The sequence below is a fragment of the Methylobacterium aquaticum genome, from assembly GCF_016804325.1.
Lineage (GTDB): Bacteria > Pseudomonadota > Alphaproteobacteria > Rhizobiales > Beijerinckiaceae > Methylobacterium > Methylobacterium aquaticum_C.
Genome location: NZ_CP043627.1, coordinates 4,323,964 through 4,350,732, shown reverse-complemented (window position 1 = coordinate 4,350,732; position 26,769 = coordinate 4,323,964). Strand labels below are relative to the sequence as shown.

The 26,769-nt window shown below is 67.6% G+C and carries 21 protein-coding genes, 1 tRNA gene and 4 pseudogenes; 9 read left to right on the top strand and 17 right to left on the bottom strand.

Features of this window, described 5'->3' with window-relative positions:
- Positions 1–105 precede the first annotated feature (105 nt).
- The 5 genes and pseudogenes from uvrB to F1D61_RS19815 form a co-directional block, all read right to left on the bottom strand.
- On the bottom strand, positions 106–2,871 hold the full coding sequence (gene uvrB, locus F1D61_RS19835) for an excinuclease ABC subunit UvrB (RefSeq protein ID WP_203153437.1): 2,766 nt from the start codon (positions 2,869–2,871) through the stop codon (positions 106–108).
- Between the two features lie 106 nt (positions 2,872–2,977).
- The gene (locus F1D61_RS34365) at positions 2,978–3,310 is read right to left on the bottom strand and encodes a helix-turn-helix domain-containing protein (RefSeq protein WP_246775424.1); all 333 of its coding nucleotides are present in this window, start codon (positions 3,308–3,310) and stop codon (positions 2,978–2,980) included.
- On the bottom strand, positions 3,268–3,645 hold the full coding sequence (locus F1D61_RS19825; protein ID WP_203153435.1) for a hypothetical protein: 378 nt from the start codon (positions 3,643–3,645) through the stop codon (positions 3,268–3,270). The genes F1D61_RS34365 and F1D61_RS19825 overlap by 43 nt, the downstream gene beginning before the upstream one ends.
- Positions 3,630–4,043, bottom strand: a complete 414-nt coding sequence (locus F1D61_RS19820; RefSeq protein WP_203153433.1) for a PAS domain-containing protein — start codon at positions 4,041–4,043, stop codon at positions 3,630–3,632. Before F1D61_RS19820 ends, F1D61_RS19825 begins: the two co-directional genes overlap by 16 nt.
- Before the next feature lie 125 nt (positions 4,044–4,168).
- Positions 4,169–5,058 (bottom strand): annotated as a pseudogene (locus F1D61_RS19815) (LysR family transcriptional regulator); the annotation flags it as partial.
- A gap of 128 nt (positions 5,059–5,186) precedes the next feature.
- Here F1D61_RS19815 and F1D61_RS19810 point away from each other — a divergent pair.
- Together F1D61_RS19810 and F1D61_RS19805 are read left to right on the top strand one after the other, a co-directional pair.
- Positions 5,187–5,681, top strand: coding sequence for a VOC family protein (locus F1D61_RS19810; RefSeq protein ID WP_203153431.1), 495 nt, complete (start codon positions 5,187–5,189; stop codon positions 5,679–5,681).
- 165 nt (positions 5,682–5,846) lie between these two features.
- A complete protein-coding gene (locus tag F1D61_RS19805) occupies positions 5,847–7,016 on the top strand; it encodes a mandelate racemase/muconate lactonizing enzyme family protein (RefSeq protein WP_203153429.1) in 1,170 nt (389 codons plus the stop codon).
- An 83-nt stretch (positions 7,017–7,099) separates the two neighbouring features.
- Here F1D61_RS19805 and F1D61_RS19800 read toward each other — a convergent pair.
- The 7 genes and pseudogenes from F1D61_RS19800 to F1D61_RS19775 all read right to left on the bottom strand — a co-directional run bounded on the left by F1D61_RS19800 (position 7,100) and on the right by F1D61_RS19775 (position 15,545).
- Positions 7,100–9,255, bottom strand: a pseudogene (locus F1D61_RS19800) (methyl-accepting chemotaxis protein).
- Between the two features lie 534 nt (positions 9,256–9,789).
- On the bottom strand, positions 9,790–10,221 hold the full coding sequence (locus F1D61_RS34360) for a hypothetical protein (protein ID WP_246776026.1): 432 nt from the start codon (positions 10,219–10,221) through the stop codon (positions 9,790–9,792).
- 112 nt (positions 10,222–10,333) lie between these two features.
- Positions 10,334–10,657: pseudogene (locus F1D61_RS34355) on the bottom strand (exonuclease domain-containing protein); the annotation flags it as partial.
- A 32-nt stretch (positions 10,658–10,689) separates the two neighbouring features.
- The gene (gene ligA, locus F1D61_RS19790; protein WP_203153427.1) at positions 10,690–13,167 is read right to left on the bottom strand and encodes an NAD-dependent DNA ligase LigA; all 2,478 of its coding nucleotides are present in this window, start codon (positions 13,165–13,167) and stop codon (positions 10,690–10,692) included.
- Between the two features lie 349 nt (positions 13,168–13,516).
- The gene (gene radC / locus F1D61_RS19785; RefSeq protein WP_246775423.1) at positions 13,517–14,278 is read right to left on the bottom strand and encodes a RadC family protein; all 762 of its coding nucleotides are present in this window, start codon (positions 14,276–14,278) and stop codon (positions 13,517–13,519) included.
- A gap of 5 nt (positions 14,279–14,283) precedes the next feature.
- Positions 14,284–15,114, bottom strand: a complete 831-nt coding sequence (gene map / locus F1D61_RS19780; RefSeq protein WP_203153425.1) for a type I methionyl aminopeptidase — start codon at positions 15,112–15,114, stop codon at positions 14,284–14,286.
- A 98-nt stretch (positions 15,115–15,212) separates the two neighbouring features.
- The gene (locus F1D61_RS19775) at positions 15,213–15,545 is read right to left on the bottom strand and encodes a DUF456 family protein (RefSeq protein ID WP_246775422.1); all 333 of its coding nucleotides are present in this window, start codon (positions 15,543–15,545) and stop codon (positions 15,213–15,215) included.
- Between the two features lie 225 nt (positions 15,546–15,770).
- On the opposite strand from F1D61_RS19775, the gene F1D61_RS19770 reads away from it, so the two are divergent.
- The 4 genes from F1D61_RS19770 (at position 15,771) to F1D61_RS19755 (ending at position 19,155) form a co-directional block, all read left to right on the top strand.
- On the top strand, positions 15,771–16,028 hold the full coding sequence (locus F1D61_RS19770; protein ID WP_048435906.1) for a zinc-finger domain-containing protein: 258 nt from the start codon (positions 15,771–15,773) through the stop codon (positions 16,026–16,028).
- A gap of 33 nt (positions 16,029–16,061) precedes the next feature.
- Entirely contained in the window at positions 16,062–17,279 is a 1,218-nt protein-coding gene (locus F1D61_RS19765) for an FAD-dependent oxidoreductase (RefSeq protein WP_203159163.1), read from the top strand.
- Positions 17,280–17,340: 61 nt separating this feature from the next.
- Positions 17,341–17,426: transfer RNA gene (locus F1D61_RS19760), tRNA-Leu, on the top strand.
- A 388-nt stretch (positions 17,427–17,814) separates the two neighbouring features.
- Positions 17,815–19,155 carry a hypothetical protein gene (locus F1D61_RS19755; RefSeq protein WP_203153423.1) on the top strand — a complete coding sequence of 447 codons (1,341 nt, stop codon included), beginning with the start codon at positions 17,815–17,817 and terminating at the stop codon, positions 19,153–19,155.
- A 350-nt stretch (positions 19,156–19,505) separates the two neighbouring features.
- Here F1D61_RS19755 and F1D61_RS19750 read toward each other — a convergent pair whose 3' ends face one another.
- The 4 genes from F1D61_RS19750 to F1D61_RS19740 form a co-directional block, all read right to left on the bottom strand.
- The gene (locus F1D61_RS19750) at positions 19,506–21,041 is read right to left on the bottom strand and encodes a serine protease (protein ID WP_203153421.1); all 1,536 of its coding nucleotides are present in this window, start codon (positions 21,039–21,041) and stop codon (positions 19,506–19,508) included.
- Between the two features lie 537 nt (positions 21,042–21,578).
- The gene (locus tag F1D61_RS34345) at positions 21,579–21,836 is read right to left on the bottom strand and encodes a hypothetical protein (protein WP_246775420.1); all 258 of its coding nucleotides are present in this window, start codon (positions 21,834–21,836) and stop codon (positions 21,579–21,581) included.
- Between the two features lie 227 nt (positions 21,837–22,063).
- On the bottom strand, positions 22,064–22,534 hold the full coding sequence (locus F1D61_RS19745) for a hypothetical protein (protein WP_203153419.1): 471 nt from the start codon (positions 22,532–22,534) through the stop codon (positions 22,064–22,066).
- A 33-nt stretch (positions 22,535–22,567) separates the two neighbouring features.
- Positions 22,568–22,933, bottom strand: a complete 366-nt coding sequence (locus tag F1D61_RS19740; protein WP_203153417.1) for a HEPN domain-containing protein — start codon at positions 22,931–22,933, stop codon at positions 22,568–22,570.
- Between the two features lie 199 nt (positions 22,934–23,132).
- Here F1D61_RS19740 and F1D61_RS19735 point away from each other — a divergent pair, with 199 nt between their 5' ends.
- On the top strand, positions 23,133–23,729 hold the full coding sequence (locus F1D61_RS19735) for a Rha family transcriptional regulator (RefSeq protein WP_203153415.1): 597 nt from the start codon (positions 23,133–23,135) through the stop codon (positions 23,727–23,729).
- Here F1D61_RS19735 and F1D61_RS19730 read toward each other — a convergent pair.
- Positions 23,660–24,226 carry a HEPN domain-containing protein gene (locus tag F1D61_RS19730; protein ID WP_203153413.1) on the bottom strand — a complete coding sequence of 189 codons (567 nt, stop codon included), beginning with the start codon at positions 24,224–24,226 and terminating at the stop codon, positions 23,660–23,662. The two genes, F1D61_RS19735 and F1D61_RS19730, sit on opposite strands and share 70 nt — an antisense overlap.
- A gap of 34 nt (positions 24,227–24,260) precedes the next feature.
- Here F1D61_RS19730 and F1D61_RS19725 point away from each other — a divergent pair, with 34 nt between their 5' ends.
- Positions 24,261–24,848, top strand: a complete 588-nt coding sequence (locus tag F1D61_RS19725; protein ID WP_203153411.1) for a Rha family transcriptional regulator — start codon at positions 24,261–24,263, stop codon at positions 24,846–24,848.
- Positions 24,849–25,434: 586 nt separating this feature from the next.
- Positions 25,435–26,746: pseudogene (locus tag F1D61_RS19720) on the top strand (IS4 family transposase).
- The last annotated feature ends 23 nt before the right edge of the window (positions 26,747–26,769 follow it).

Sequence of the window (26,769 nt, the reverse complement as noted above, 5' to 3'; positions counted from 1 at the left end):
TGTGATCGACTGGGATCCCGTGCGTTGTTCGGGCGATGACGCCGGGACCGCAAGGGGCGAGCGGCCGGCGCGGACTGTCCGCCGCGCCGGCTTCGGGCCGCTGTGTCAGCCGCGCCCCTTGCGACCCTTGTATTTCGGCTTCTGGCCCGGGAACCCTTGCGTCGAGCGGCCGGTCGGGCGCTCGGCATAGGTGAACGGCACCTCGCGGTCGGTGCCCGGGCCCATGTCGTCGAGGTCGGGCTGGCGGATGCGGGTGCCCTCGTCGGAGACCCCCTTGCCGCCGGGGCCGTAGCCGAGCGGTTCGGCACCGCGGCGCTTGCGCTTGGCGCCGAAGCGGCCGGCCTCGCGCTCGACGTCGGCCTGCTCGGCCATCGGGTCGTCGGCGATGGCGAGTTCGGTCGCCTGGAGCCGCTTGAGCTCGTCGCGCAGCCGCGCCGCCTCCTCGAAGTCGAGATCGGCGGCGGCCGTCCGCATCCGCTTCTCGAGGTCGGCCATCACCGCCTTGAGGTTGTGGCCCACCGTGACCGCGGATTTCGCCAGGCCGGTATCGACCTGGACGTGGTCGCGCTCGTAGACGCTTTCCAGGATGTCGGAGATGTTGCGCTTCACGCTCTGGGGCGTGATGCCGTGCTCCTCGTTATAGGCGAGCTGCTTCTTGCGCCGGCGCTCGGTCTCGGCCATCGCCCGCTCCATCGAGCCGGTGATGTGGTCGGCGTACAGGATGCAGCGGGCGTCGGCGTTGCGGGCGGCGCGGCCGATGGTCTGGATCAGCGAGGTCTCGGAGCGCAGGAATCCTTCCTTGTCGGCGTCGAGGATGCCGACCAGGGCGCATTCCGGGATGTCGAGGCCCTCGCGCAGCAGGTTGATGCCGATGAGAACGTCGAAGGCGCCGAGGCGCAGGTCGCGGATGATCTCGATCCGCTCCAGCGTGTCGATGTCCGAGTGCATGTAGCGCACCCGCACGCCGTTCTCGTGCAGGTATTCGGTCAGGTCCTCGGCCATGCGCTTGGTCAGCGTGGTCACCAGCGTGCGGTAGCCGGCGGCGGCCACCTCCTTCACCTCGCCCAGGAGATCGTCGACCTGGGAGCGGGCCGGGCGCACCTCGATCACCGGGTCGACGAGGCCGGTCGGGCGGATGACCTGCTCGGCGAAGACGCCGCCGGTCTGCTCCAGCTCCCACTTCGCCGGGGTCGCCGAGACGTGGATCGATTGCGGGCGCATCGCGTCCCATTCCTCGAACCGCAACGGACGGTTGTCGAGGCAGGAGGGCAGCCGGAACCCGTACTCGGCGAGCGTCGCCTTGCGGCGGAAGTCGCCGCGGTACATGCCGCCGATCTGCGAGACCGTGACGTGGCTCTCGTCGGTGAAGACCAGCGCGTTGTCGGGCAGGTACTCGAACAGGGTCGGCGGCGGCTCGCCGGGCTTGCGGCCGGTGAGGTAGCGCGAATAGTTCTCGATGCCGTTGCAGGCGCCCGTCGCCTCGATCATCTCGAGGTCGAAGGTGCAGCGCTGCTCCAGGCGCTGGGCCTCGATCAGCCGGCCCATCCGGGTCAGCTCCTCGACCCGCCACTTCAGCTCGTCCTTGATGCCCTTGACCGCCTGCTGCAGGGTCGGGCGCGGCGTCACGTAGTGGCTGTTGGCGTAGACCTTGACGAATTTGAGCGTATTGAGGGTCTTGCCGGTGAGCGGATCGAACTCGGAGATCGCCTCGATCTCGTCGCCGAACAACCCGATGCGCCAGCCGCGATCCTCCAGGTGGGCCGGCCACAGCTCGATCACGTCGCCGCGGACCCGGAAGGTGCCGCGGGCGAAATCGGACTGGATGCGCTTGTATTGCAGGGCCACCAGGTCGGCGACGAGCTGGCGCTGCTCGATCTTCTCGCCGAGGCTGACCGTGAACGACATCGCCGTATAGGTCTCGACCGAGCCGATACCGTAGATGCACGAGACCGAGGCCACGATGATGACATCGTCGCGCTCCAAGAGCGCCCGGGTGGCGGAGTGGCGCATCCGGTCGATCTGCTCGTTGATCGACGATTCCTTCTCGATGAAGGTATCGGAGCGCGCGACATAGGCCTCGGGCTGGTAATAATCGTAGTAGGAGACGAAGTACTCGACGGCGTTGTCGGGGAAGAAGCCCTTGAACTCGCCGTAGAGCTGCGCCGCCAGGGTCTTGTTGGGGGCGAGGATCAGGGCCGGGCGCTGGGTCTCCTCGATGACCTTGGCCATCGTGAAGGTCTTGCCCGACCCGGTGACGCCGAGGAGGACCTGGTCGCGCTCCTGGCCCTGCACGCCGGCGACGAGCTCGGCGATGGCGCGGGGCTGGTCGCCCGCCGGGGTGAAGTCGGATTTCAGGCGGAACGGGACGCCGCCCTCGGATTTCTGCGGCCGGTCGGGGCGGTGCGGGCGCCACAGCTCGCCGTTCTTGAACAGCGGGTTGCCCTCGGTGAGGAGCTTGGTCAGCGCGTCGACCGTCGCCGAGACGCCCTCGGCGGCCAGCGACCCGCGCTCCTCCACCGCCTCGCCGTCCGGCTCGCGCAGGCCCAGCGCCTGGGCCAGCGCCGGCTCGACGTCGGCGGCATCGCCATGGGTGAAGGCGGCCTGCGGCGCCTCGCCGAAGCCCTGCGTGCCGTCCTGGCGCCCGGCCTTGCGGGCGGGCTTCGACGGGGTCGTCGCGGCGGCCTTGGCCTCGGCCGCGTCCTTGCGCGGACGGCCGCGCTTCGGCGGTTCGGGCGGCGGCGGCTCGACCGCGGGCAGGCGGTCGCGGTTCAGCGCCGGGTTCAGCAGCTCGGCGAGGAACGGGTCGAGCGGCTTCAACTCGGGCTTGGAGGCCTTGCCGGTCGACAGGCGGGGCTTCTTCGGAGCGGGCATGCCCCCGATATGGCAAGCCCTGCCGGGGCCGGAAAGGGCCCGCATCACCGCAGCCCGCGCATCGTCTCCCGGATCGGCGCATCTCGAGGTCGGCGCCATCTCGAGATCAGCGCACCTTGGCCACCGCGATCGTGTCGCCCTCCACGAGCACGAAGCCGATGCCGGCGCGGCGCAGGGCCTCGATCGCGGCGTGACGGCTGCGGGCCGCCGGCCCCTCGCTCCCCTCCTCCAGGCGCCGGATGGTCGAGAGCGAGAGGCCGCTGGCCTCCGCGAGGTCGGCCATCGACCAGTCGAGGAGGCCGCGGGCGGCGCGCAGATGCGCCCCCTGGACGGCCTGCTCCAGGCCGCGCCGCGCCAGCCCGGTCGGCACCGGCCGGATCCCGTCGACCCGGGAATTCAGGCTGGCCCAGGTCTCGATCCGGCCGTCGGCGTCGCGCACTGGGACGAACACCCCCGGAACCGGCCGCTCTCGCCGTTGGCCAGCGCCAGGCGATGCTCGACCACGAAGGGCCGTCCGGCCAGGATGCGCTCCCGGAGCGGGCCACGGGCGTGCAGGCGCTCCTCCGGCACCAGGATCCGGGACCAGTCGTCGTGGTATTCCTGCTGGGTCAGGCCGGTCAGGGTCAGGAGTTCCCACGAGGCGATGCGGAACGTCTCCGTGTAGGGCGAGGCGTGCATCCAGGTCTGCGCCTGCTCGAACAGCGCCCGCCGCCGGCGCTGCTCCTCGCGGTGCAGGGCGGCCAGGCGCTCGGTGTCGGTCACGTCCAGCACCACGCCGGCGACCCCCGCGGCCGCCCGTCGGGGAAGAAGTAGGCCGTGCCGCGGTTGGCCAGCAGCCGCAGCGACCCGTCCGGCCGGATGACGCGGACGGTGTGGTCGTTGAAGGCACCGTCCCGCATCACCTGGGCGTTGTTCTCGATCGCCGGCCGGTCCCCCGGATGGACGAGGCTCAGGAACAGGTCGTAATCCGGTCGCACCGCCCCCGGCTCGAAGCCGAGCAGACGGAACAGGCCCGGGGACCAGCGATGCTCGTCGTCGGAGAAGGTCCAGGTCCAGCTGCCGGTCAGGCCGTGCGCCTCGACCAGGCGAAGGAAATCCCGGTCCGGGATGGCCGGCGCGTCGGAGGGATCGGGATCGACCGGAAGGTCGTGCAGCGGGAGGCGCCGGCTCATGACGGCCTCGCGGGCGCCGGGCCGGTCTCCGGCCGCGGAATTTCGCAAGCCTCCTGGCGGGCATGGGAAGCCCCCGGCAGGGCATCGGAAGCCCCCGGCAGGGGATCGTGCGGTCCGAGCGGGGCGGGCAGGTCGCGGTCCCAGGGCGGATCGGCGAAGCGGGCCGCCACGAATTCGACCAGCGCCCGGACCTTGGCGGGCGGCCGGCGGCGCGAGGGCATCACCGCGTGGATCGGCAGGGACGGGATGATCCCGAGATCGAGCGCCACCAGGCTGCCGCGGCGCAGGGCCTCGCCGACCAGGAAGGTCGGCTGGTAGATCACCCCGAGCCCGGCCGCGGCGGCGGCCACCAGGGCGTCGCCGTTCGAGGCGCGCAAGCTCCCCGCCACCGTCACCGTGCCCCCTCGAAGCGCCAGCCGTCACTGCTGGCGAGGGTGTAGCCGAGGCAGTTATGCGACGCCAGATCCTCCGGGCGGCGCGGCCGGCCCCGTGCCGCCAGATAGGACGGGGCGGCGCAGACCCGCATCCGGCACGGGGCGAGCGCCCGGGCGACCAGGCGCGAATCGCGCAGGTGGCCGATGCGCAGGGCGAGATCCCAGCCCTCCTCGATCAGGTCGACCGGGCGGTCGTTGAGGCCGAGCTCGACGGTCAGCGACGGGTGGGCCCGCCCGAAATCCGCCAGGGCGGGGGCGACCTGCAGCACCCCGAACGAGACCGGCACGTTGAGCCGCAGGGTGCCGCGGGGCTCCGCCGCCTCGGCGCCGGCCGCCGCCTCGGCCTCGTCGATCTCGGCCAGGATGCGCTCGCAGGCCTCCAGGTAGTGCCGGCCGGCCTCGGTCAGGGTCAGGCGGCGGGTGGTGCGGTGCAGGAGCCGGGCGCCGAGCCGGTCCTCGAGGGCGGCCACGTGCTTGGTGACCCCGCTCTGCGACAGGCCGAGCGCCCGCGCGGCGGCCGAGAAGCTGCCGGCGGTGGCGACGCGCACGAAGATCTCCATTCCGGTCAGCCGGTCGGGCACGGCTCGATCTCACTCTGGGCGTGTGAAGTGATGCCACGAGATGCCGGATTTTCGGACGTTCGCAAAGGATGCACTCTGCGCAGGCCGCGAGAAGGACCGCGAGACGCGGGCCGCCGGAGGAGTGCCGCATGACCGGACCGATCGACCCGCTGACCCGCATCGGGCACGTCCACCTGCGGGTGGCCGACCTCGACCGGGCCCTCGGCTTCTATTGCGGGGTGCTGGGCTTCACGCTGATGCAGCGCTACGGCACCCAGGCCGCCTTCGTCTCGGCGGGAGGCTACCACCACCATATCGGGCTCAACACCTGGGACAGCGCGGGCGGCTCGGCGCCGCCGCCCGGCAGCACCGGTCTCTACCACGTGGCGATCCTCTACCCGACCCGGGCGGCGCTGGCCGATGCACTGGCCCGGCTCGACGCCGCCGGCATCCCGCTCACCGGGGCGAGCGACCACGGCGTCAGCGAGGCGCTCTACCTCGACGACCCGGACCGCAACGGGGTGGAATTGTACCGCGACCGGCCCGAGGGCGAGTGGCCGCGGGACGCGGCGGGCGGCCTGCAGATGGTGACCCGCCGCCTCGATCTCGCCTCCCTGCGGGCGGAGGCGGCGCAGGCCCGCTGACGCGGTCTGCAGCCTCGCGAGAGGAATCGCGCGGCGACCGGCGAGCGGACACGTCGAGAACCGCAAATCGAAAACCGCATGACGCAGCGTGCATTTGCCAGCACGAGCGGGCGCCCCTACCAGACGACGATCAGGCTCGTAGGCCAGGCTCGTCAGGGATCCGCCATGCGCATCACCGCCATCCGCGACATCGTCGCGCCGATCAAGTCGGACATCGCCAACGCCTGGATCGACTTCTCGACCATGACGGCGAGCGTGGTCGCGGTGGTGACCGACCGGGTGGTCGACGGCCGCCCGGTCGTCGGCTTCGGCTTCAACTCCAACGGCCGCTACGCGCCGCAGGGGCTCCTGCGCGAGCGCTTCATCCCGCGCCTGCTGGCCGCCGGCCCGGACGATCTCCAGGGCGAGGACGGGCTGATCGACCCGCACCGCGCCTGGGCGGCGATGATGAGGAACGAGAAGCCCGGCGGCCACGGCGAGCGCTCGGTGGCGGTCGGCGTGCTCGACATGGCCCTGTGGGACGCGCTCGCCAAGGCGAAGGGCGTGCCGCTCTGGCGGCTGCTCGCCGACCGCTACCGCGGGGGCGAGGCCGATCCGGCGGCCTGGGTCTACGCCGCGGGCGGCTACTATTATCCGGGCAAGGGCCTCGACGCCCTCAAGGACGAGATGCGCTCCTATCTCGACCGCGGCTACAGCACCGTGAAGATGAAGGTCGGGCTGGTGCCGTTGGAGGACGACGTCGCCCGGATCGAGGCGGTGCTGGATGTGCTCGGCGGCGACGGCGCCCGCCTCTGCGTCGACGTCAACGGCCGCTTCACCCTCGAGGAGGCGATCCGCTTCGGCCGGGCGATCGCGCCCTACGGGCTGCGCTGGTACGAGGAGCCGGTCGATCCCCTCGACTACCTGGCCCATGCGGCGCTCGCCACGACCTATGACGGGCCGCTGGCCACCGGCGAGAACCTGTTCTCGCACCAGGATGCCCGCAACCTGATCCGCCACGGGGGCTTGCGGCCGGACCGGGACATCCTGCAATTCGACCCCGCCCTGTCCTACGGGCTGGTCGAGTATCTGCGCACCCTCGACGTGATGCGCGCCCATGGCTGGTCGCCGCGGCGCTGCGTGCCCCATGGCGGCCACCAGTTCGCCCTCAACATCGCGGTCGGCCTCGGGCTCGGCGGCAACGAGAGCTACCCGGACGTCTTCGCCCCCTTCGGCGGCTTCGCCGATGCGGTCCCGGTGCAGGACAGCCGCGTCGCGATGCCGGACCTGCCCGGCATCGGCTTCGAGGCGAAGTCGGCGCTCTACGCCGTGATGCGGCCGCTGGAGCAGGGGTGAGGCGAGCACGCCGACCGGGTCGCAGGCGCGCGGCAACCGACTTCGGCCGGTTGCCGCGCGCCTAGTCGACGCCGGGATGCCCGTCAGGCGGCCCGCACGCTGGCCAGGAAGCCGTCGACCTCCTGGCGCAGGCGGGCGCACTGGTCCGACAGATCCTCGGAGACCTGCGCCACCTCGGCCGCCGCGCGGCCCGCCGTGCCGGCGGCGTCGGCGACCTCGTTGATGTCGCGGGTCATCGCCGAGGTGCCGTCGGTCGCCTCGGCCATCTGGCGCACGATCTCGTGGGTCATCGCCCCCTGCTCCTCGATCGCCGAGGCGATGCCGGTGGTGACCTGGCTCATCGCCTCGATCTGCGCGGTGACGCCGGCGATCGCATCCCCGGCCCCTGGCTGGTGGACTGGATCGCCGCGACGTGGCGGCCGATCTCCTCGGTGGCGCGGGCGGTCTGGCCGGCGAGTTCCTTCACCTCGGCCGCGACGACCGCGAAGCCACGTCCCGCCGCTCCGGCACGGGCCGCCTCGATGGTGGCGTTGAGCGCCAGGAGGTTGGTCTGGCCGGCGATCTGCGAGACGAGGCCGACGACGTCGCCGATGCGGGCGGCCGCCGCGGACAGGTCCGCCATCGTGCCGCCGGCGGCCTGGGCCTGGGCCACCGCCTCGGCCGACATGCCGGCGGCCTGCACGACCTGGCGGCCGATCTCCGCCACGGTCGCGCCGAGTTCCTCGGCCGCCGCCGCGACCGCGCCGACGTTGCCGCTGGTCTGCCGGGCGGTGGCCGCGACGCTGACCGAACGGGACGAGGTCCCGTCGACCGCCTGCGTCACGGCGCCGGAGGCCCCGCTCAGGCCCTCGGCCGCGCCCGAGACGCGCGCCACGATGCCGCCGACCGAGACCTCGAACCGGTCGGCGAGGTCGCGCAGCATGCTGCGGCGGGCCTGCTCCTCGCGCATCCGCGCCGCCTCGGTGGTCCGGAGCTGCTGGGCCGCCTCCTCGAGAGACACGTCGCGGATCATCACCACGGCGCGGGCGATGTCGCCGATCTCGTCGCGCCGCCGCTGGCCGGGCACCTCGTCGAGGACCTGGCGGGCGGCCAGGGCCTTGAGGGCCGTCGTGAGCGCGCCGAGGGGACGCACGATCGCCCGCGACATCAGGAGCCCGAGCACGGCCGTGCCGGCGAGAACCGCGAGGCCGATCATCACGAGGATGCGGGACAGGGCGTTGACGGCCTGGAGCGCCTCGGCGTCCGACTGCTCCGCCAGCATGGTCCAGTGGGCCCCGAGCACCGGCACGGTGGCGCTGACCGCCCGGTGGCGGCCGTCGGGCGCCTCGTAGGTGAACGGCGCCTTCGCGGCGAGCCGGTCGGGGGAAATGCCGATCTCGCTCACCGGCGCGCCGGCCGCGATCCCCGCCGAGAGCGGGGGCTTGCCGCGCAACAGCCCGTCGGCGCCGACGATCAGGGTCTGCCCGGTCTCGCCGAGGCCGGCGCGCTGCACCAGGGTCGCGTCGAACAGGGACGGCGTGACCCGCATCACGATGTAGCCGGCGCGCTCCACCGCCTGCGCGGTGCCCATGGCGACGTTGGCCCGACGGCTCATCGCCTTGCCGAGGAAGGCCGCGGGGGCGCCGCCGACCGGATAGGCGGAGAAATCCGCGAACGAGACGGCGTCGGGGGCGGCGCCCTTCATCTGCTCGAACAGGCGGGCGAGGCCGGTGTCGCGCAGGGCCGGGTCGGTGACCGAGGCGGCGAAGTCGTCGCCCTTCGTCGCCGTGTAGACGATCCGTCCGTTCGGATCGAGGAACAGCAGGTCGGCGTAGCCGGGCTGGCTCAGGAGCTTGCGGGCCACCTCCTGCACCTTGACGTGCCGGCGGCCATACATGGTGTTGGTGGTGGTGCCGTCGAAGGCGAGCCGTGCCTCGAGGGTCGGCGGGGCGCGGAAGGCCGCCAGGAGCCCGGCATAGTCCGGCTTGCCCGGATCGAGGTTCTCGATCAGGTCGGTGAAGTTCGAGGCCACCTGGGGGTGACCGGCGGCGGCGGCGAAGTCGACCCTGGCCTGATCGGCGACGATGGCGATGCCGTGGCCGGTCGCCGTCGCGGCGAGCGCCAGACGGTCCTCGACGGCCGAGACGAGGCTGTTCTTGGCGGAATACCAACTCAGGCCACCCATCACCGTCGCGCTGACGAGCGCGAGGCCGACGATGGTCGAGGGCAGCCGGACGGCCAGCTTGGACAGGATGAACATGCAGTGATCCAGCTCGCGACGCGATGCTTGCCTTCCAGGGCCCGGCAAAGGCCTGTCCGGCTTGGAGCGGAGGCTCCTTGATCGCCACGGAACCAGAGTCGCGATAATTTTTAGTGAAGGGGTTACGGCACGGCAGTTAGGTCAAATACTTAACTCTGCCCAAAAGGCTAAGCAGCACATCCGCCGGCACAACCTTCACAGGCACGGCGATCGGGATCGGCTGAACAGGGTCTGCGGCCGTGAGAGCTACGCCCGATCGCATGGCCATCGAGGATCGGTCCAGGATCCCGACTTCGCTCACTTGTCTTCGATCGATCGACATCCGCTTCGTCGAACGATACGTCGGGCGGTGCGGGAACACCCGGAGTGACGGACCGGCCACCTCGCGCGGGAAGCCGCGATCGGCGCCCGGGACGGCCTCGACGGTGTCAATCCGGACGGCCAACTCGAACAGGCTCTCAAGGATGCCGTTGGAGGCGGGAGAACCCAGCGCCGGCAGGCGCCGGGCCGCCGCCCTTCATGGTGGGCCGCCGCTCACCCCGTCTGCAACAACCCCGCCAACGCCGCCACATCCCCCGGATTGTCCGACAGGAGCGCGTCGATCTCGCCGTTCGCCAGGGCCCGGACGTGCCGGCAATCGGGCCGGAACCGCGCCCCGGCGCAGGTGCAGCGCAGGCGCGGGCCGTCGCGGGTCTCCACCAGCCGCACGTCGTAGGGCGTGCCCGAGCTGCCGCGGACGACGAAATGCAGCAGCGGCACGCGGGGGCGGCTCGGGGCAACCCCGCGCAGGGCCCGGGCGGCGATGCCGTCGGGCGAGCGCGCCTCCTGCCCGGCCCGCTCGCGGGTGAGATTCATGCGGCGGGCGAGGCTCGCGATGTCCGGTGCGCCGGCCTCCCGCATCACCGCGAGCGCGATCTCCGCGCAGGCATAGGCGTCCTCGCCGGCATCGTGGTGGCGAAAGGTCACGCCGACCCGGGCGGCGAGCGCCGAGAGCCGGTAGGTTCCCTGCCCCTGTCCCCCTCCCCGGCCAGTGCCGGCGGGCGAGCTGCACCGTGCAGAGCGAGGTGTAGACCGGCTGCTCCAGCCCGTAGGCCTGGAGCGTCGCCGCGAGCACCCCGACATCGAAGCTGGCATTGTGGGCGAGCACCAGGCTGCCGGCGATCTCCGGCAGGAACGGCGCCATCGCCTCCGGGAAGGACGGTGCGCTCGCCACGTCCCGCGGCCGGATGCCGTGGACCCGGATGTTGCCGGGGGAGAAGCGCATCTCCGCCGGGCGGATCAGCCGCGATTCCCGCCGCACCACCCGGCCGTCCTCGATCCAGGCGAGGCCGACGGCGCAGGGGCTGTCGCGGCGCTCGTTGGCGGTCTCGAAGTCGATCGCGAGGGTACGGGGGAAGGTCATGCCCGCGCTCTCCCCCGCGAAGGCGCCGAATTTCAGGCGCTCGCCACCATCGCCAGCCACTCGTCCTCCGAGACCACCTTGACCCCGTGCTTCTCGGCATCCTTCAGCTTGCTGCCCGCCCCCGGCCCGGCCACCACCAGATCGGTCTTGGCCGAGACCGAGCCCGAGACCTTGGCGCCCAGGCGCTCGGCCGTCGCCTTGGCCTCGCTGCGAGTCATCTTTTCGAGCGTGCCGGTGAACACCACGGTCTTGCCGCTGAACGCCGCGGCTTGCGCGACCGGCGCCGCCCGCTCGGTCTCGACCTCGGCCAACAGCGCCTGCACCGCCGCGACGTTGTGCGCCTCGGAAAAAAACTGGATCAGCGAGGCGGTAGTCACCGTGCCGATCTCGCCGTCATCGGCGAGCGCCCGGTAGGCGTCGCCGGGGACCTGCGCCACCGCCCGCTCCACCGCCGCGCGCACGCCGGCGGAATCGCCGTAGGCCCCGACCAGGGACTCGCGCTGCGGCGCCGACAGGCGGGCCACCGCGCCGCCGGCCAGGAGATCGACATCGGGGTCCTTGGCCGCGTCGAGCAGCCGGTCGCGGGTGGTGGCGCCGACGCGGTCGAGGCTGGCGAGCGCGATCCAGTCCGGCCCCGGCTGGCACCCGGCCGCCGCCGCGACCCCCGCCATCAGGGCCGGCATGTCCGAAAAATGCTTGGCCAGCGCCTTGGCGGTGGCCTCGCCGACCTGCTCGATGCCGAGGGCGAAGATGAACCGGTTCAGCGGAATTCGTCTGCGCGCCTCGACCCCGGCGAGCAGGTTCTTGATCGCTTTGTCCTCGTCGTCCTTCTTCTTGGCCGCCTTCTTGATCTCCTTGCCGGCCGCGAGCGCCCGCTCCGCCGAGAGCGCCTGGCGCCGCGCCACCACCGCTTCCTTCAGGGGCTCGAAATCGAGGCGGAACAGGTCGGCGGGCTGGCGCACCAGGCCGGCCTCGAACAGGGTCTCGATATAGGTCTCGCCGAAGCCCTCTATGTCGAAGGCGTTGCGCGACACGAAGTGCTTCAGCCGCTCCTGGCCTTGCGCCGGGCAGATCAGCCCGCCGGTGCAGCGGCGCACCGCGTCGAGCTTGCCCGTACGCGGGTTGAGGCCGCGGACCGCATGGCTGCCGCAAGCCGGGCAGGTCTCGCGGAAGCGGTAGGGCACGGCGTCCTTGGGCCGCTGCGCCAGCACCACGTCGGCGACCTTCGGGATCACGTCGCCGGCGCGCAGGACCACCACCGTGTCGCCGACGCGCACGTCCGACCCTTGCGCCAGATCGACGTCGTCGCGCAGGGATTGGCCCTTCCAGATCGCCACACCGCTGCGGATCGGATGGCCGTCGGCATCGACGCCGTGGACGTAATCCTCGTTGTGGAGCGTCGCGTTCGACACCACCACGCCGCCGACCGTGACCGGCTTCAGCCGCGCCAGCGGGTTGAGCGAGCCGGTGCGCCCGACATTGATGTCGATCGCCTCGACCACCGTGGTGGCGCGCTGGGCCGGGAACTTGTGGGCGAGCGCCCAGCGCGGCGCGCGGGCGACGAAGCCGAGGCGGCGCTGGAGCGCGAAGGCGTCGACCTTGTAGACGACGCCGTCGATGTCGTAGCCGAGATCGGCGCGACGCGCCTCGATCATCCGGTAATGCGCCAGCATCGCCGGCGCGTCCTGGCACAGGACGGTGAGCGGATTCACCGGCAGGCCCCAGTCGCGGAACGCCTCGATCATCTCGAACTGCGAATCGGCCGGCTGGTCCGACATCTCGCCGGCCGCGTAGGCGAAGAACCGCAACGGCCGCGAGGCGGTGATGCTGGAATCGAGCTGGCGCAGCGAGCCGGCGGCGGCGTTGCGCGGATTGGCGAAGAGCGGCTTGCCGGCCGCCTCCTGGCGGGCATTGATCCCGGCGAAATCGGCGTGCGACAGGTAGACCTCGCCGCGGATCTCGCACACGTCGGGCCAGCCCTCGCCCCCGAGCTGCTCGGGAATCTCCTTGATCGTCCGCACGTTGGCGGTCACGTCCTCGCCGACCTCGCCGTCGCCCCGGGTCGCCGCGGTGACGAGGCGGCCGCCCTCGTAGCGCAGGGACAGGGACAGACCGTCGATCTTCGGCTCGGCCGTGAAGGCGACCGGCTCATCGCCCGAAAGGCCGAGGAAGCGGCGCACGCGCTCGACGAAATCGCCGATCTCCTCGTCCGAGAAGGCGTTGCCGAGCGACAGCATCGGCACCGCGTGCCGCACCTTGGCGAACTTGTCCGACGCCTTCGCGCCGACGCTGGCCGAGGCCTCGCCGGTGCCGGCGAGATCGGGGAAGCGCGCCTCGATCGTCTCGAGCCGGCGACGCAGGGCGTCGTACTCGGCATCCGAGATCGTCGGCGCATCCTCGCCGTGATAGCGCCGGTCATGCTCCGCGATCTCCGCCGAGAGGGCGGCGTGGAGGCTCTGCGCGGCCTTCGGGTCGAGGTCGTCGAGGGCGGTGTCGCGGGTGGGGGGCATGGACGCTCTTAACGCGGGAAGCGAGGGCGGGCCTGACGGCCGGCGCGAATCGGGACCTGTCCTGCCCTAGGATGGCGTGGATTTCGTTAACCAGGCCACCCCGCGCGGAGAAGACCGCTTCAGGGCCTGCGTTTGATTGAATCGGCGGCTCTCTCCCACCTTCCACCTCATCCTGAGGTGCCGGCCGATCGAAGATCGGTTGGCCTCGAAGGAGGGCTCCAGGGATCGCAGCGACTTCTGGAGCCCTCCTTCGAGGCTCCCTGGCGGGCGCACCTCAGGATGAGGGTGCGGGTGGGGTATCGCAGGCTCATTTCCAGCCTTTGAAAAGATTGGGCAGTCAAACAGCCACTCAGATCAGCTTCAACCCGCGGAAGCTCGCATGGCCGTCGCGGCCGACGATGATGTGGTCGTGGACCACGATGCCGAGGGGGCCGGCGACCGCGATGATGTCGCGGGTCATCTTGATGTCGGCCTGGGACGGGGTCGGATCGCCGGACGGGTGGTTGTGGACCAGGATCAGCGCCGTGGCGGAGAGTTCGAGCGCCCGGCGCACCACCTCGCGCGGATAGACCGGGGTGTGATCGACGGTGCCGCGGCCCTGCACCTCGTCGGCGATCAGGCGGTTGCGCTTGTCGAGGAAGAGCAGGCGGAATTCTTCCCGCTGCGCGAACGCCATGGCGGCGCGGCAATAGTCGATCACGGCGGCCCAGGACGACAGCAGGGTGCGCTCGGCCACCGCGCCGCGGGCGAGCCGCCGCCCGGCCGCCTCCATGATCTTGAGGTCGGTGACCACAGACGGCCCGATGCCGTCGATCTCCAGCAAGCGTTCGGCCGGAGCGCTGATCACCTCGGCGAAGCTGCCGAAGCGGGCGATCAGCGCCTTGGCGATCGGCTTCACGTCCCGGCGCGGGATGGCGCGAAACAGCACCAGTTCCAGAAACTCGTAATCCGGCAGCGTGTCGCCCTGCGCGAAGCGGGCGCGCAGGCGGTCGCGGTGGCCGTGGTAATGCGGCTCTTCCGCTTTGGTCTCGTGGACCTTGCCACCTTGCGCCTTGAGGCCGGGTTCCGGCCCGCCGGCCTCCGCGAAACCGGGGGTGGTGCGGCGGGCCATGGCCGTCAGGCGGCGACGGTGTCGCGCGGCTTGTCCAGCCCCTTGGGCGAGAGGGTGAAGATCTCGACGCCGGTCTCGGTCACCGCCACCGTGTGCTCGAACTGAGCCGAGAGCGAGCGGTCGCGGGTCACGGCGGTCCAGCCGTCGGCCAGCACCTTCACGGCCGGGCGGCCGAGATTGATCATCGGCTCCACGGTGAAGAACTGCCCGGGCTTCAGGGCGACGCTGTAGCTCGGCTCGACGTAGTGCAGGATCGTCGGCGCGTCGTGATAGGTGCGGCCGAGGCCGTGGCCGCAGAAATCGCGCACCACCGAGCAGCGCTCGCCTTCCGCGAAGGCCTGGATCGCCGCGCCGATGTCGTTGGTGGTGCCGCCGGGCTTGATCGCCGCGATGCCGCGCATCATCGCCTCGTGGGTGATCTCGCACAGGCGCGCCGCCTTGCGCGGCACCTCGCCGACATAGGCCATGCGGCTCGAATCGCCGTGCCAGCCATCGACGATCAGGCAGATGTCGAGGTTGACGATGTCGCCCTCGCGCAGGGGCTTGTCGTTCGGGATGCCGTGGCAGACGACGTGGTTGATCGAGGTGCAGATCGATTTCGGGTAGCCGCGGTAATGCAGCGAGGCCGGAAACGCGCCGTGATCCATCGCGAAGGTGTAGGCGAGGCGGTCCAGCGCCTCGGTGGTGACGCCCGGCGCCACCGCCTCCATCAGCAGGTCGAGGGCCTCGGCGGTGAGCCGGCCGGCCTTGCGCATCGCCGCGAAGGCCTCGGGGCCGTGGATCGGCGGCTCCTGCCGGCGGCCATCCTTGACCGCACTCTGCTCGTCACGACTCATCGGGGCCCGGAAATGGATGCTGGCGGCGCTCTGGATACTTGTCGATGTAGGCGCTTCCGGCCCGAAGCCAAGGAGGAAGGCGAGGAGGAACGGGTGCCTCAGCGCGGATCGACCCAGGCGCGCGGCCGGGCCGGCGCCGCGGCAGGCGCCCGCTGCGCGACCCGCACCGGCCGGGCGGAGGGCTGCCGCACCGCATGGTGGCGCCGCACCCGGCGGCCGGCCCGGCGGTGGCCCCGCCCGGACTCGCCCCAGGCGGCGCCGACGACCCCGCCCACCACCGCGCCGATCGGCCCGGCGACGAGGGCGCCCGCCACCGCGCCGGCGCCGACGCCGACCATCGTGCGGCTCTGGGCCTGGGCGGCGGAGGCGCCGAGAACGGTCGCGCCGCTCAGGGCGGCGAGGAGGGCGAGCCTCGGCAGGAAGCGGGTCACGGGCGATCCTCTCGTGTCGGTGACGCTCATCGGCGCCCCGATGTCGCAAGACATTGTCGAAACGGCGGCGCAGGCGCCGCCTACGGTCGAAACGGCGGCGCAGGCGCCGCCTAGGGACCAAACCGCGGCGCATGCGCCGCCCCCTAGGCGCGGCGCTGCCGAGGGGCTAGGAGAACCCGATCTTCCGGGGGCATCTTGCCCCGCACAGCCAGGAACTCTGAGGCGATGGCAGACAAGGCGGTCCCGCACTTCCACAACCAGGACGGCGTTCCGGTCATCCAGGTCGGCTCGAAGGAGTTCATGTGCATCGGCGCGCTGCCGCCGTTCGACCATCCCCACGTCTTCCTCGACATGGGCGCCGACCACGAGATCATCTGCCAGTATTGCTCGACCCTGTACCGCTACAACCCGGCCCTGAAGGCCGGCACGGCGGAGCCGGCCGCGAGCGTCTGGGACGATCGCGCCCGCCTCGCCGCCGAGTAGACCTTGCCCCCAAGTCCCTTGGCACCGGGCCCTCTGCCGGGGAACCGGCCGGTCCCGGACCGGCCGGGCCTGCGCGTCGCGATCGTCGGGGCCGGCATCGGCGGGCTCACGGCGGCCCTCGCCTTGAGCGCCCGCGGGCACGACGTGACGCTGATCGAGCGCCGCACCGCCTTCAGCGAGGTCGGAGCCGGCTTGCAGCTCTCGCCCAATGCCAGCCGGATCCTGACCGAGCTCGGCCTCGCGCTGCCCCTGCGCCGCGTCGCCGGCGAGCCGGCCCGGGTGCGGATCCGGAGCCTCGCCACCGCCCGCGCGATCGGCGAGATCGCGCTCGGCGAGGCGATGCGCGAGCGCTTCGGCGCGCCCTACTGGGTGGTGCACCGGGCCGACCTCCAGACCATCCTGCTCGAGGCCGCCCGCGGCCGGCCGGGCATCCGGCTCCTGATCGGCCGCGCCGTCACCGCGGTGCAGGAGAGCGCCTCCGCCACCACCCTGACGCTCGCCAGCGACGGCGGCCGCACCGAGACCCTCGACGCCGACCTCGTGGTGGCGGCCGACGGGGTACGCTCGACCTTGAGGGCCCGGCTCGACCGGCGCCCGTTGCGCCCCCGCGGCGAGTCGGCCTGGCGCGCCACCCTGCCCCGCGAGGCGGTGCCGCCCGAGTTCCTGGCCGACGAGACCGGCCTGTGGCTCGGCCCCGGCCGGCACGTGGTGCATTACCCGATCAATGGCGGGCGCCGGCTCAACCTCGTGGCGGTCGTGCCGGACAAGGAGCGCAGCGAGGAGTGGGGCGCCCGCGGCGAGCCCGCCCGCCTGCGCGCCGCCTTTGCCGATGCCGCCCCGCCGCTCGCCGGCCTGCTCGCCCGGCCCGAAACCTGGCTGGTCTGGTCCCTGGTCGACCGCCCGGCGGCCCGCCCGATGGCACGCTGCCGGATCGCGCTGCTCGGCGACGCCGCCCATCCGGTGCTGCCGTTCCTGGCGCAGGGCGCGGCCCTGGCGATCGAGGATGCCGCGGTGCTCGCCGCCTGCCTCGATCCCGGCCAGCCGGTGCCGGCGGCGCTCGCTCGCTACGCCAAGGCCCGGGCCGAGCGGGTCGCCACCATCCAGGCCCATGCCCGCCGCAACGGCCGGATCTACCACGCCGGCCCCCTGGTCGCGGCCGCCCGCGACGTGGTGATGGGCCGCCTGGGTCCTGCCCAGATGACCGAGCGCTACGCCTGGCTCTACGGCTGGCGCCCGGTCGGTTCGGGCTGACGGGCCTTGATCTGCGCCTCAGCCCCGGCTAACCCGGACGGGCTGGGCTTGAGCGCCCTTAGCGGACGTGGCGGAATCGGTAGACGCACGAGACTTAAAATCTTGCGACCTCTGGTCGTGCGGGTTCGAGTCCCGCCGTCCGCACCAAAGTCTTGAAATCGTCAGTATCGTCAGCAACATACTGCCACTGTGATGTTTTTAGGCGCCCACCGCTACAAAGGGCGCTACAAAGTGGCAATCCCCATGACCTCCCTGAGCCGTGCCCCGAACGGCGATTGGTTCGCTCGCAAAGGCATCCCGAAGGACGTTCGCGAGGCTTACAAGCGAGCCTACGGCGTGTCTCAGGAGGAGCGGTTCAGGCGTCCCAAGAGCCTGTCCGCAGGCACCGCGAAGGCCGAGCTTCGCGATTGGGACGCGACGGTCACCGGCCGCATCGAGACCCTAAGGGCTGCCGCCAGGGGCGAGGGTCGCGGGCTGACGCATCGTGAGGCTCATGGACTGGCGGGGCAGTGGTATGCGTGGTTCGTTGCCAAGCATGAGCAGGACCCTGGGGCAGCCCACCCAATGGGGCCTGCATTACGGCCAGCTTGTGGACGCCCACAGCAAGTTTGGGCGGTCGTTGGGCGGGCCTGACGAGGACCCTGCTGACGAGGCGGAGAGCCCCGCGGCACGCCGTCATATCCGACAGGTGGTCACTGAGCTTGGTCAGGTGGCGAGCTTCCTCGGAGAACAGGGGCTAAGGCTCACCGATGAGGCGACAGCCACATTCCTGGACCTTGTTGAGCGCGAGCTTGGTCCTGCCCTGACAACGTTGGGCCGCAGGGCTGAAGGCGACTACAGCCCCGATGTCCGCGTTGAGCGCCACCCTGAGTTCCGTAAGGCTGCCCCGGAGAAGCGCGCGGGCCTGTCGCCCTGGTCCCTGTTTGAGGCGTGGGTGAAGGAGCGGAAGCCCGGGGATGCCACCGTCAACCGATGGCGGGCCGTAATGCGGGGCTTGGACGCCTTCTTTGAGGGACGCGACATCGCAGCGATCACCGCTGAGGACGCCCTTGCGTGGAAGGATACCCTCGTCACCCCGGAGCGATCGGCAGGCGTGGTCAATGACGTGTGGCTGAGAGCAGCCCGGGTGAACTTCGGGTGGGCGCTGGACAATAAGCGCATCGCCTCAAACCCGTTTGAAGGCGTCTCAGTCGCAGTCGGTAAGGCTGCTCCGAAGGTCCGTGAACGGGAGTTCGAGGAAGCCGAGTGGTCTATCATCCTGAAGGCGACCACCGGGCCTCAGCCGGGGCGCATCGCCGCTCACAACGCCGCTGCCCGTAGGTGGGTGCCGTGGCTCTGCGCTTACACAGGCTCACGCCCGGGGGAAGTCACGCAGCTTCGCGCTGAGGATATTCAGCACCACAAGGCGGGCTTTTGGGTCATGAAGATCAGCCCAGAGGCTGGCGCTGTGAAAGGCGGTCAGGCTCGCACGGTCCCCATCCACCCGCACGTTATCGAGCAAGGCTTTGTCGAGTTCGTTCAGAGTGTCGGGAAGGGTCCGCTGTTCTATGACCCGAACGGGCAGCGTGTGAAGCGTGATGATCCCACCAACCCCGTTCAGGCACCGTGGGTGAAACAGCGGAACAAGCTTGCGGAATGGGTGAGAGACCTAGGGGTGACAGACACCAACATTAGCCCGAACCACGCTTGGCGCCACACCTTCAAGCGTAGGGCAGTACGGGCAGGGATTGAAAAGCGTATCCGGTTTGCCTTCTGTGGTCACACGTCGTCCGATGTGGGCGATGAGTACGAGACTCCTACGGTTGAGGATATGGCGAAAGAGATGATGAAGCTGCCGCTGTTCGTTGCCACGCAGGGTGACTCAGGGGCGCTCTAAGAAGGCACCGTGAGTCCGTACAGCGGCATCGCTGAGTTCAGGCAGGCTACCGCTGCCAAGCCTGAGAACGCCGTCAGTGACTCGCTGTGTGGCTCTGCTCCGGCCTCGCGTAATGAGGCCAAGGGAGGCTGTGCCGAGAGGCAGGCAGGCGGGTGCTGTCGTAGATGCCGAAAGCTGCCGCGAGCCTTACGGTTCCTGTATATGGTATTTAGGTGGTTCTTAAGAGTGAGAGATGGGCGAGTGAGCGGGGGTGATGTTGGATGAGGTAGCCCTTATGGCTTCAGCCCCCACCATCCACCACATTTCCCAACTTATACCCCCACATTAGACGCCCTTGATCGCCACCAACATCACTGACAGGCAACAAACCCACTCATTGCCTTAGCTGCGTCCGCAAGGTCAGCGGGATCAAGCTTGGTTCCTGTGGTCATACCCGGCTGTATCGTAACCTGATTCGACTCTAAGAATGTCGCGAGCATCGTGCTCTTAATGGCGAAGTTGATATTCTGCGGGAAGTCACCGGAGGCGAGTGCCACTTTGAGTACGTTCAGCTTCGCAGCGACAACCCCGACAGCGTTCCCGTAGCTATCCAGCAGAGGGCCACCTGAGTTGCCCTGCTGAACGGGTGTCGAAATCTGGTAATACCGGCTGTCATCGCCCAAGCCCGATAGGGCAGTCACGTTCCCGAGTGTGAAGTTGCCCGAACTCGCTAGGATGTCCGAATGAGGATATCCGAACGCAGCAACACTCTCTCCGAGCCTCGTCCCCATTCTCACAGAGGCAAACTTCCCACCCTTGGCATCATCAATTGCCAGAAGAGCAAGATCGTTGCTGTTGTCCGTTGCCACGACACGCGCCTTATGCGCTGCCTTGTTGTCGTTGAGCTTGACTGCAACGAACTTGCAATCCTTGATGACGTGGGCGTTGGTGACGAAGTTGCCGCTTGCGTCTACAAAGAAGCCTGAGCCTGTCGAGATACCCTTTTCCTCAGCCTTTGGCGGGGTCGGAGAAGCGGGAGGTGTAGCAGCCACCGGAGGTAGAGCCGAAGGGAGAGATGGGTTCTCCCGTGCCACAGGCTGAGCAGGGAGAGGCACCCGCAAGGGAGGTGTCGTGGCGACCTGAGGGGCCGGCTGTGACGCTCCGGGCGGATCGATCATCGGCCTTCCGTTCATCACAGAGCCAAGCGAAGCCGACATTAGGATTGCGACACGTTCGCCGCTGACGTTCCCCTTCGCGTTGTCCCAAAACAATGAGAAGCCAAGAACCCCATCACCGTCCTGATGATAGCGAAGGTACTCATCCTTGCCGGTTGCAGATGTAGCAGAGATAACGAACCACCCATCTTTGATGACGCTATAATTAATAACGTATCGATTGCGTCGCTTTCGTTCAAGGGTGTCGGAGTAGACGAGATCGATGTTGATTGATGGGAAATAGTTATATTTCACACTTAATCGGTCAAGGGCGTCCTCAAACGCAAGGCCGCTCTTATTCGCGGACGGACGCAGCGACAAGCCTTGAGGTATCCAGATTGGACGACCGCGCCACGGGTGCTCAAGCAGCTTGAAGTTCCACATGCTCAGCATCGGCACAGCAGACGATATTAGCAGATCAACCGTTGACTTGCTCAAGGCCCCGTCCGACCGAATGCCTTTCTCTTGCTGAAACCGCTTGATTGCCTCGAAGGTACGCAGGCCAAGGCTCTCTGTCGGAACAGAGGTTTGATGTCCGGTCGCTATCAGTAGGATTTGGGAGAGCACACGGGAGCGAAAGCTATGCTCTTCGTTGAAGACGTACTCAGCCCTTGTGAACTCTGGCGTCCGCACCTGAGCGATTGCCGGGTGAACAGCCAAGCCGGCAATGAGAGCAAACGCGAAGCGACGCATGAAGGACTGCCTTGATACACCTCGCTAAAGATTTACAGTCAATCAGCCGACTGTCAAACGAGAGGCGCGAACGTTGGCAGGGGTGGCGTATGGCTACCCACAGCCCATGGGCACTCAGCCTTCTCTTTGGCTCATATGATGAATCGGGCCTTCTGGTAGGTCCGTCAACCTTCGCATTCGCTATGTGGCGACTGGTCAGCAGTGGTGGTGCATCCTCACCCCTTCCCGCCCCCGATCACGCGCAGCTTCATCAACCCCGGAGGCAAGTCCGGGGGTCGTCCAGGCCGCTCAAGGTCCACGAAATGCGCCCTGCACTTCGGTACATACTGGCTCTTGATCCTGCCTCGCGGTGGGTCCCTCCACGGGCAGTCCATCGCGATCCTGTCCAGCACCTCGTCTAGCGGGGTCTCAGGGCCGAACTTCGCGGCCAACCTTGCGAGCCTGTAGCTGCCCTGTCTGTCCCGGCATTGGGGGCACGCGACCCGTACCACCACGTAGGGATAGGCGGCGAGGTTGGTCGGCCGGGGTGGTGGATCGTCAAAGCGCATCGCCGGTGTCGTCCAGGCGGCCACGGACGTAGCCCCGGGAGATGAGGCGGGAACGCTCACGGGTGCGGCGTTCGGCTTCCAAGAGGTCCGCTAAGGCGTCCGTGATGGCGCACCGGAGGGCAAGCGCGGGGTCACCGGAGGTCTGCGAGAGGTAGGCCGCTGCGATGGCTTCGACGGGGCACGAGGTGCCGGTATGAGCGGAGGCGGAGGACGGGCCTTCAGCGGGTGCGGTGTGTCTCGCCAGCATCGTGTGCCCTCCGTCCGAATCGTTGAGAACGAAGAGTGAACACGCCACGGGGCGGTTGGTTCGGTCAAGGTGGGTGCGGTGGATCAATCAACGCCTAAGCTGGAGCGCCCCAAGGCGACGGGACTAGATGCGACCCAGACCCTCACCATGCCACTTTCATCTTCAGGCAGTCATTCTACACCCTGACACAAGCTTGTGAATGATGCGGCGCTAGCAAAGAGAAAATGTTATTTTGCGTTGCGGCGGCCCTTCGGTGCCTTTGGCAATCCAAGCTCTGATCGCACATCTTCATTCATATGAATGCTATCGGAAGCCCAATCCCGAAGTTGTTTGACAATCTCCAAGTTCAAGGGTGTCGCTTCGATTTCGCCAATCCTAACTAGATGATTATGAAGTGGCGAGCCATGAAAGTGTTGTCCCCCAAAGCTTTTCTCACCTTCAGTGCGGGTCTGAAAGAATGCGCAGTTCATGTTGGAGAACGTGTCGCGAAGCGTACGGCTCTGTCCTACGCTATAGCGCCCAACGAACAAACGTTCCAGAAGCCGCGAAGGATCAATCATCCAACTCTGGCTGTCAGTGATTCGATCGTGAGTCATGAGGTTGTAGTTCTGATAAGCAAATAAATCGCCACCGGATAAATTCACATCTCGCATGAGACAGCGAAACGCATGGCACAGAATGTCGAGTGCGTGCAGCACCGGTCCATTCACACAAGTGCCTTCAACCGCATATCAATTGTCCGGTGCTCCATATGTGGCGAGGTAGTCGATATAGAGGGATGTCCGTTTGCCTTGCCAACTCTCGTAACCCATAGCTGTAGTTTTGGGTATGTTGAGAAAATCGGGAATGATATTGCCAGGGTCGTTTCGGCGGGCGTCCTGAAACAGTTTTGCTAGATCGTGGCCATATCCTTGAGCATGTTGCCCTTGTAGTAAAAGTATCGCTTTCAGATATTTTTCGCAAGATTGAGCGGCGCACCAATAGAATACATGAAATAATCCATTGCTATAAGATGAGCGGGCTGTAATATAATTCTCGTCTGCTGGACCGACATACATTTTGAGAATCAAATCGATTTTTCTATCAGTGAGGTTCATTTCCGTTGGCGATCTAGACAAGGGCGGCGATCCGACCTTAGAGGGCAACAAGTTGGGAATGGGAGTATATGTGTCTCAACGCTGCGATGACCATGACGACCACCCTCGCATCCCCACGCACCCCGAAGCCCTCAGGTTGGCCGCTGACTGTCCTGTCCACGAGTAGAGGCCCGTGCTGATGAGCCTAGAGGCTGACACCGTGAACGTACCCAAGCCCACCACTCTGCCCGTCTATCTCGATGATGCCGGCACGCCGCGTACCACAAGCAAGGACGTAGCGCGTGAGTTCAAGAATGAACCTCAGGAGGTGAATCGGAAGATTCGCGACCTCCTACGGGACGGCCCCGCAGAATTGCGGGACCTTATGTTTCAAGAGGTTAGCGCCTTTGATCCAGCCGCTAACCGCATGGTTCTCTCCTACACAATGACCCGGGACGGCTTCGCCCTCCTGGCAATGAGCTTCACCGGGCCGGAGGTGCCTCCCTTTAAACTCGCTTGGCTCAAACGCTTCAACGAGCTTGAGGCCGAGAGCCGGGAGCGCCACGCTAATCCCTCTTCCGGCTCTCGTGATGACGCCCTGATCGCAGCCCTTACGATCATGGCTCAGACGCAGACGAGCCTGATGCAGGTAATGCAGAGGTGGATGCAGGGACAGCAACAGGCTCAGCCGCAAGCTCCTCAAGAGTCCACACTACCTTTCCCACCCTCGCCGGAGCGCCAGTGCGCTCAACTGGACGGTGGAACGCTGATCTTAGTTCTGACATCGGCATCTAGCATTTCCATTTCTGCTGAGTAGCCACCTAAAGTCAGCTTCTGGATTTCTGTGTCGTCTTTTAAATACCGCGTTTCGAACTTGCGATGGAGTTTTCTAAGCGTATCAATCAGCTCATCAATTTTTTTAGAACTCGGAGAGTAGCCACGAGCAATTGCCATCTTCAGAAGTTCGGCGAGATCGTGTCTGACATTGTGTGAAGATAAACCTTTCTCTTCTACCCCGTCAGCGCTGAGCCAAGCTTTCAAATAAAGCTCTATAGCGAACCCCGCTAGGAATGCCACAGATTTGTAGCGGTAGGGGTCTCCGTTTTTCTCTATATACATAATGTTTATCTGTGAGGATTGAAAATCGCTTCTGGCGCTCGAATAATAACGCAGGGGTAGGGATACCATAATTCCTCCGGTAATTAAGTTCTGGTCAGTAACGAAACGGTTTCCTGCTATGTGGGGTTTCTCGCCGGATTTGCATCGCACGATGATGGAGATGAGGGCGCTTTCCTCCTGCTCAAGGAGAACCACGACCCTCGCCACCCTCGCGACCGCCGCCCTCACGATGTCCAGCCTGGAAATCGCTGAGCGCACCGGGAAGCGCCACGCTGACGTGATGCGCGACATTCGCGTGATGCTGCACGAGCTTGGGGCCGCTGAACGCAGTTTTGCGTCCAGCTACCGGGACAGCACCGGCCGTTCCCTCCCCTGCTTCCACCTCCCCAAGCGGGAGAGTCTGATTCTCGTCTCGGGCTATTCGGTGCCCCTTCGTGCCGCCATCGTGGACCGCTGGCAGGAGCTTGAGGCTCAGCAGGCGCCCACCATCCCGAACTTCATGGACCCCGAAGCGGCGTGCATGGCGTTCCTTGTGGAGTATCGGGGCCGGAAGGCCGCTGAGGCGAAGGCCGCTGGAGAGGCGTCCCTGAAGCTCATCGCTCAGGAGCGTGTCGCGGTCCTCGAGCCGATGGCTGCGGTGGATATGCTTTTTGAGCAACCCACACGCCGGAGCCACCTCAAGCCCTCGCGATTCCACATTCGCTCTAAAATCAGTGAAAGCCCAACATCTTACGATGTAGCGGGATTGGTAGACGCGCTGGATTATATGTCCGCTGCTGATCTATCCACCCCTGCAACTATTCATCAAGCCTATTGACGATCATTCATTGTAGCTCGATAAACACTCTCGTTGTCAGCCGGCAATGATCCCCCGAGAATAACGACGATGATTGAAATGCAAGCGCCAGGGCTCGCCTTCAGCGGTGGCAACTCTCACCTGACGCTATCCCGAGGCGACTTCGAGCTTCGCATAGGAGCATGGAGGCTCACCCTCCTTTGGGGCGCGGGACCTTACCAAGGCGGCGTGTTCTTTGAGACGAGACACTGTGAGCGGTGGTGGCTCTGGGAAGATATCAGGAAGGCGCTCACTAGCGGCCGTTTACCTCCGCAGCACCCTGACTCCCCGGTTTATCCAAGCGACCGCTGACGGTCAGTACCGCACACAAAGAAACAGGCATCCAAGATAGATGTCCGCACCACCCCATCTTTTTATCCTCCATCTCAGAAGGGTTGCGTTGTGTCTGGTGAGGATATTATTTTTCCGGGCCTTGCACTAAGCACCATGCCTTTTAAGGTACGATTATCGTAACTATATCCTTGTGATGATTGAAGCATCGCAAGGATCCGACCCGCTCTGGTCTGTGGTCATCGAGCGGTTCGAGAAGTATGCACCGACGAGCCTGATGGCCCGCACGGCCCTGGAACACGCGCTGCCGGCCGGCTGGGTCGACGAGGTGTTCGAGCAGCATCGACAGTGGCAATACACGCGGGAGTTGCTGTTCTCCACCGTCGTCAGGCTGATGATGCTGGTCGCTCTCGGCCTGCGCTCCTCCCTGCATGCGGCGGCCCGCGAAGCCGAAGACCTGACCGTCTCGCTTCCCGCCCTCTACGACAAGGTCAACCGCACCGAACCCGCGCTGCTGCGCGCCCTCGTGCGCGGCAGCGCGGCCCGGCTGGCCCCGGTGATGACGGCCGCGGGCACTGGCCATCCGAGCCTGCCGGGCTACGCTCTGCGCGTGCTGGACGGCAACCATCTGCCCGGCAGCGACAAGCGCCTGAAGCCTCAGCGGGCGCTTCGCGGTGCCGCCCTGCCGGGGCTGACCCTGGTCGTCTACGATCCCGATACCGGCCTGGCCGTCGACCTGGTGGCGGCCGAAGATGCCTATGCCGACGAACGGACGCTGGCCCGGGCTCTTCTGGAGGGCGCCGCGCCCGGTCAGGTCTGGGTCGCCGACCGGCACTTCTGCGTCCGGCCGTGGCTGGAGGGTCTGGTCGCGGCGGGCAGTTCCTTCGTGGTGCGCCAGCACGGCAACCATCCCCGCCTGGGCGAACAAGGGGAATGGCAGGAGAGCGGGGCCTGCGAGACCGGCACGCTGCGCGAGCAGAGCATCACCCTGGAGGGAAGCCAGGTCCCCTGGCGACGCATCGCGCTCAGCCTGACGGAGCCGACCACGGAGGGCGATCGGACGATCTGGCTGTGGAGCAACCTGCCCGCCAGCGTCAGCGCGGCGCAGATCGCGCAGGTGTATCGGCGACGCTGGCGGGTCGAGGGACTGTTCTTAGCGCCTGGAGCGGGTGCTGCACAGCGAGGCCGGCCGCCTGGGTCGGCCGCGGGCGGCGCTTCTGGGATTTGCGTCTGCGGTTCTGGCTCACACCGTGCTGAGCCTGCTGAGCGCCTGCATCGAGCAGGTGCACGGGTCCGAGCCGCGGGTCTCGGTGTTCCACCTGGGCCGCCAGATCAGTGCTGGCTACGAGGGCCTGATGGTGGCGCTGGGTCACGGCGCCGTGTTGACGGGGCGGGAGGATGCAGCCGGCGTCGCAGCCCGCTTGCTGGCGTTGGCGGAGCGGGTCGACGTTGGGCGGATTGCAACCAGTCCGCGTGGTCCCAAGCGCAAGGTCGACAAGCCCTACGTGGCCGCGACCGTGGCCCGGGAGCACGTATCCACCGCCAGGGTGCTCGAAAAGGCTAAGCTAATGGCCAAGAAGGCACCTTAAAAGGCATGGTACTAAGCGCCCCT

Excerpts from the sequence above, each read along its gene's own strand:
- uvrB (WP_203153437.1), bottom strand. The coding sequence starts at position 2,871 with ATGCCCGCTCCGAAGAAGCCCCGCCTGTCGACCGGCAAGGCCTCCAAG.
- F1D61_RS19820 (WP_203153433.1), bottom strand. The coding sequence starts at position 4,043 with ATGAGCCGGCGCCTCCCGCTGCACGACCTTCCGGTCGATCCCGATCCC.
- F1D61_RS19810 (WP_203153431.1), top strand. The coding sequence starts at position 5,187 with ATGACCGGACCGATCGACCCGCTGACCCGCATCGGGCACGTCCACCTG.
- F1D61_RS19805 (WP_203153429.1), top strand. The coding sequence starts at position 5,847 with ATGCGCATCACCGCCATCCGCGACATCGTCGCGCCGATCAAGTCGGAC.
- ligA (WP_203153427.1), bottom strand. The coding sequence starts at position 13,167 with ATGCCCCCCACCCGCGACACCGCCCTCGACGACCTCGACCCGAAGGCC.
- radC (WP_246775423.1), bottom strand. The coding sequence starts at position 14,278 with ATGGCCCGCCGCACCACCCCCGGTTTCGCGGAGGCCGGCGGGCCGGAA.
- map (WP_203153425.1), bottom strand. The coding sequence starts at position 15,114 with ATGAGTCGTGACGAGCAGAGTGCGGTCAAGGATGGCCGCCGGCAGGAG.
- F1D61_RS19770 (WP_048435906.1), top strand. The coding sequence starts at position 15,771 with ATGGCAGACAAGGCGGTCCCGCACTTCCACAACCAGGACGGCGTTCCG.
- F1D61_RS19755 (WP_203153423.1), top strand. The coding sequence starts at position 17,815 with ATGAGCAGGACCCTGGGGCAGCCCACCCAATGGGGCCTGCATTACGGC.
- F1D61_RS19750 (WP_203153421.1), bottom strand. The coding sequence starts at position 21,041 with ATGCGTCGCTTCGCGTTTGCTCTCATTGCCGGCTTGGCTGTTCACCCG.
- F1D61_RS34345 (WP_246775420.1), bottom strand. The coding sequence starts at position 21,836 with ATGCTGGCGAGACACACCGCACCCGCTGAAGGCCCGTCCTCCGCCTCC.
- F1D61_RS19740 (WP_203153417.1), bottom strand. The coding sequence starts at position 22,933 with ATGAACCTCACTGATAGAAAAATCGATTTGATTCTCAAAATGTATGTC.
- F1D61_RS19725 (WP_203153411.1), top strand. The coding sequence starts at position 24,261 with ATGTCCAGCCTGGAAATCGCTGAGCGCACCGGGAAGCGCCACGCTGAC.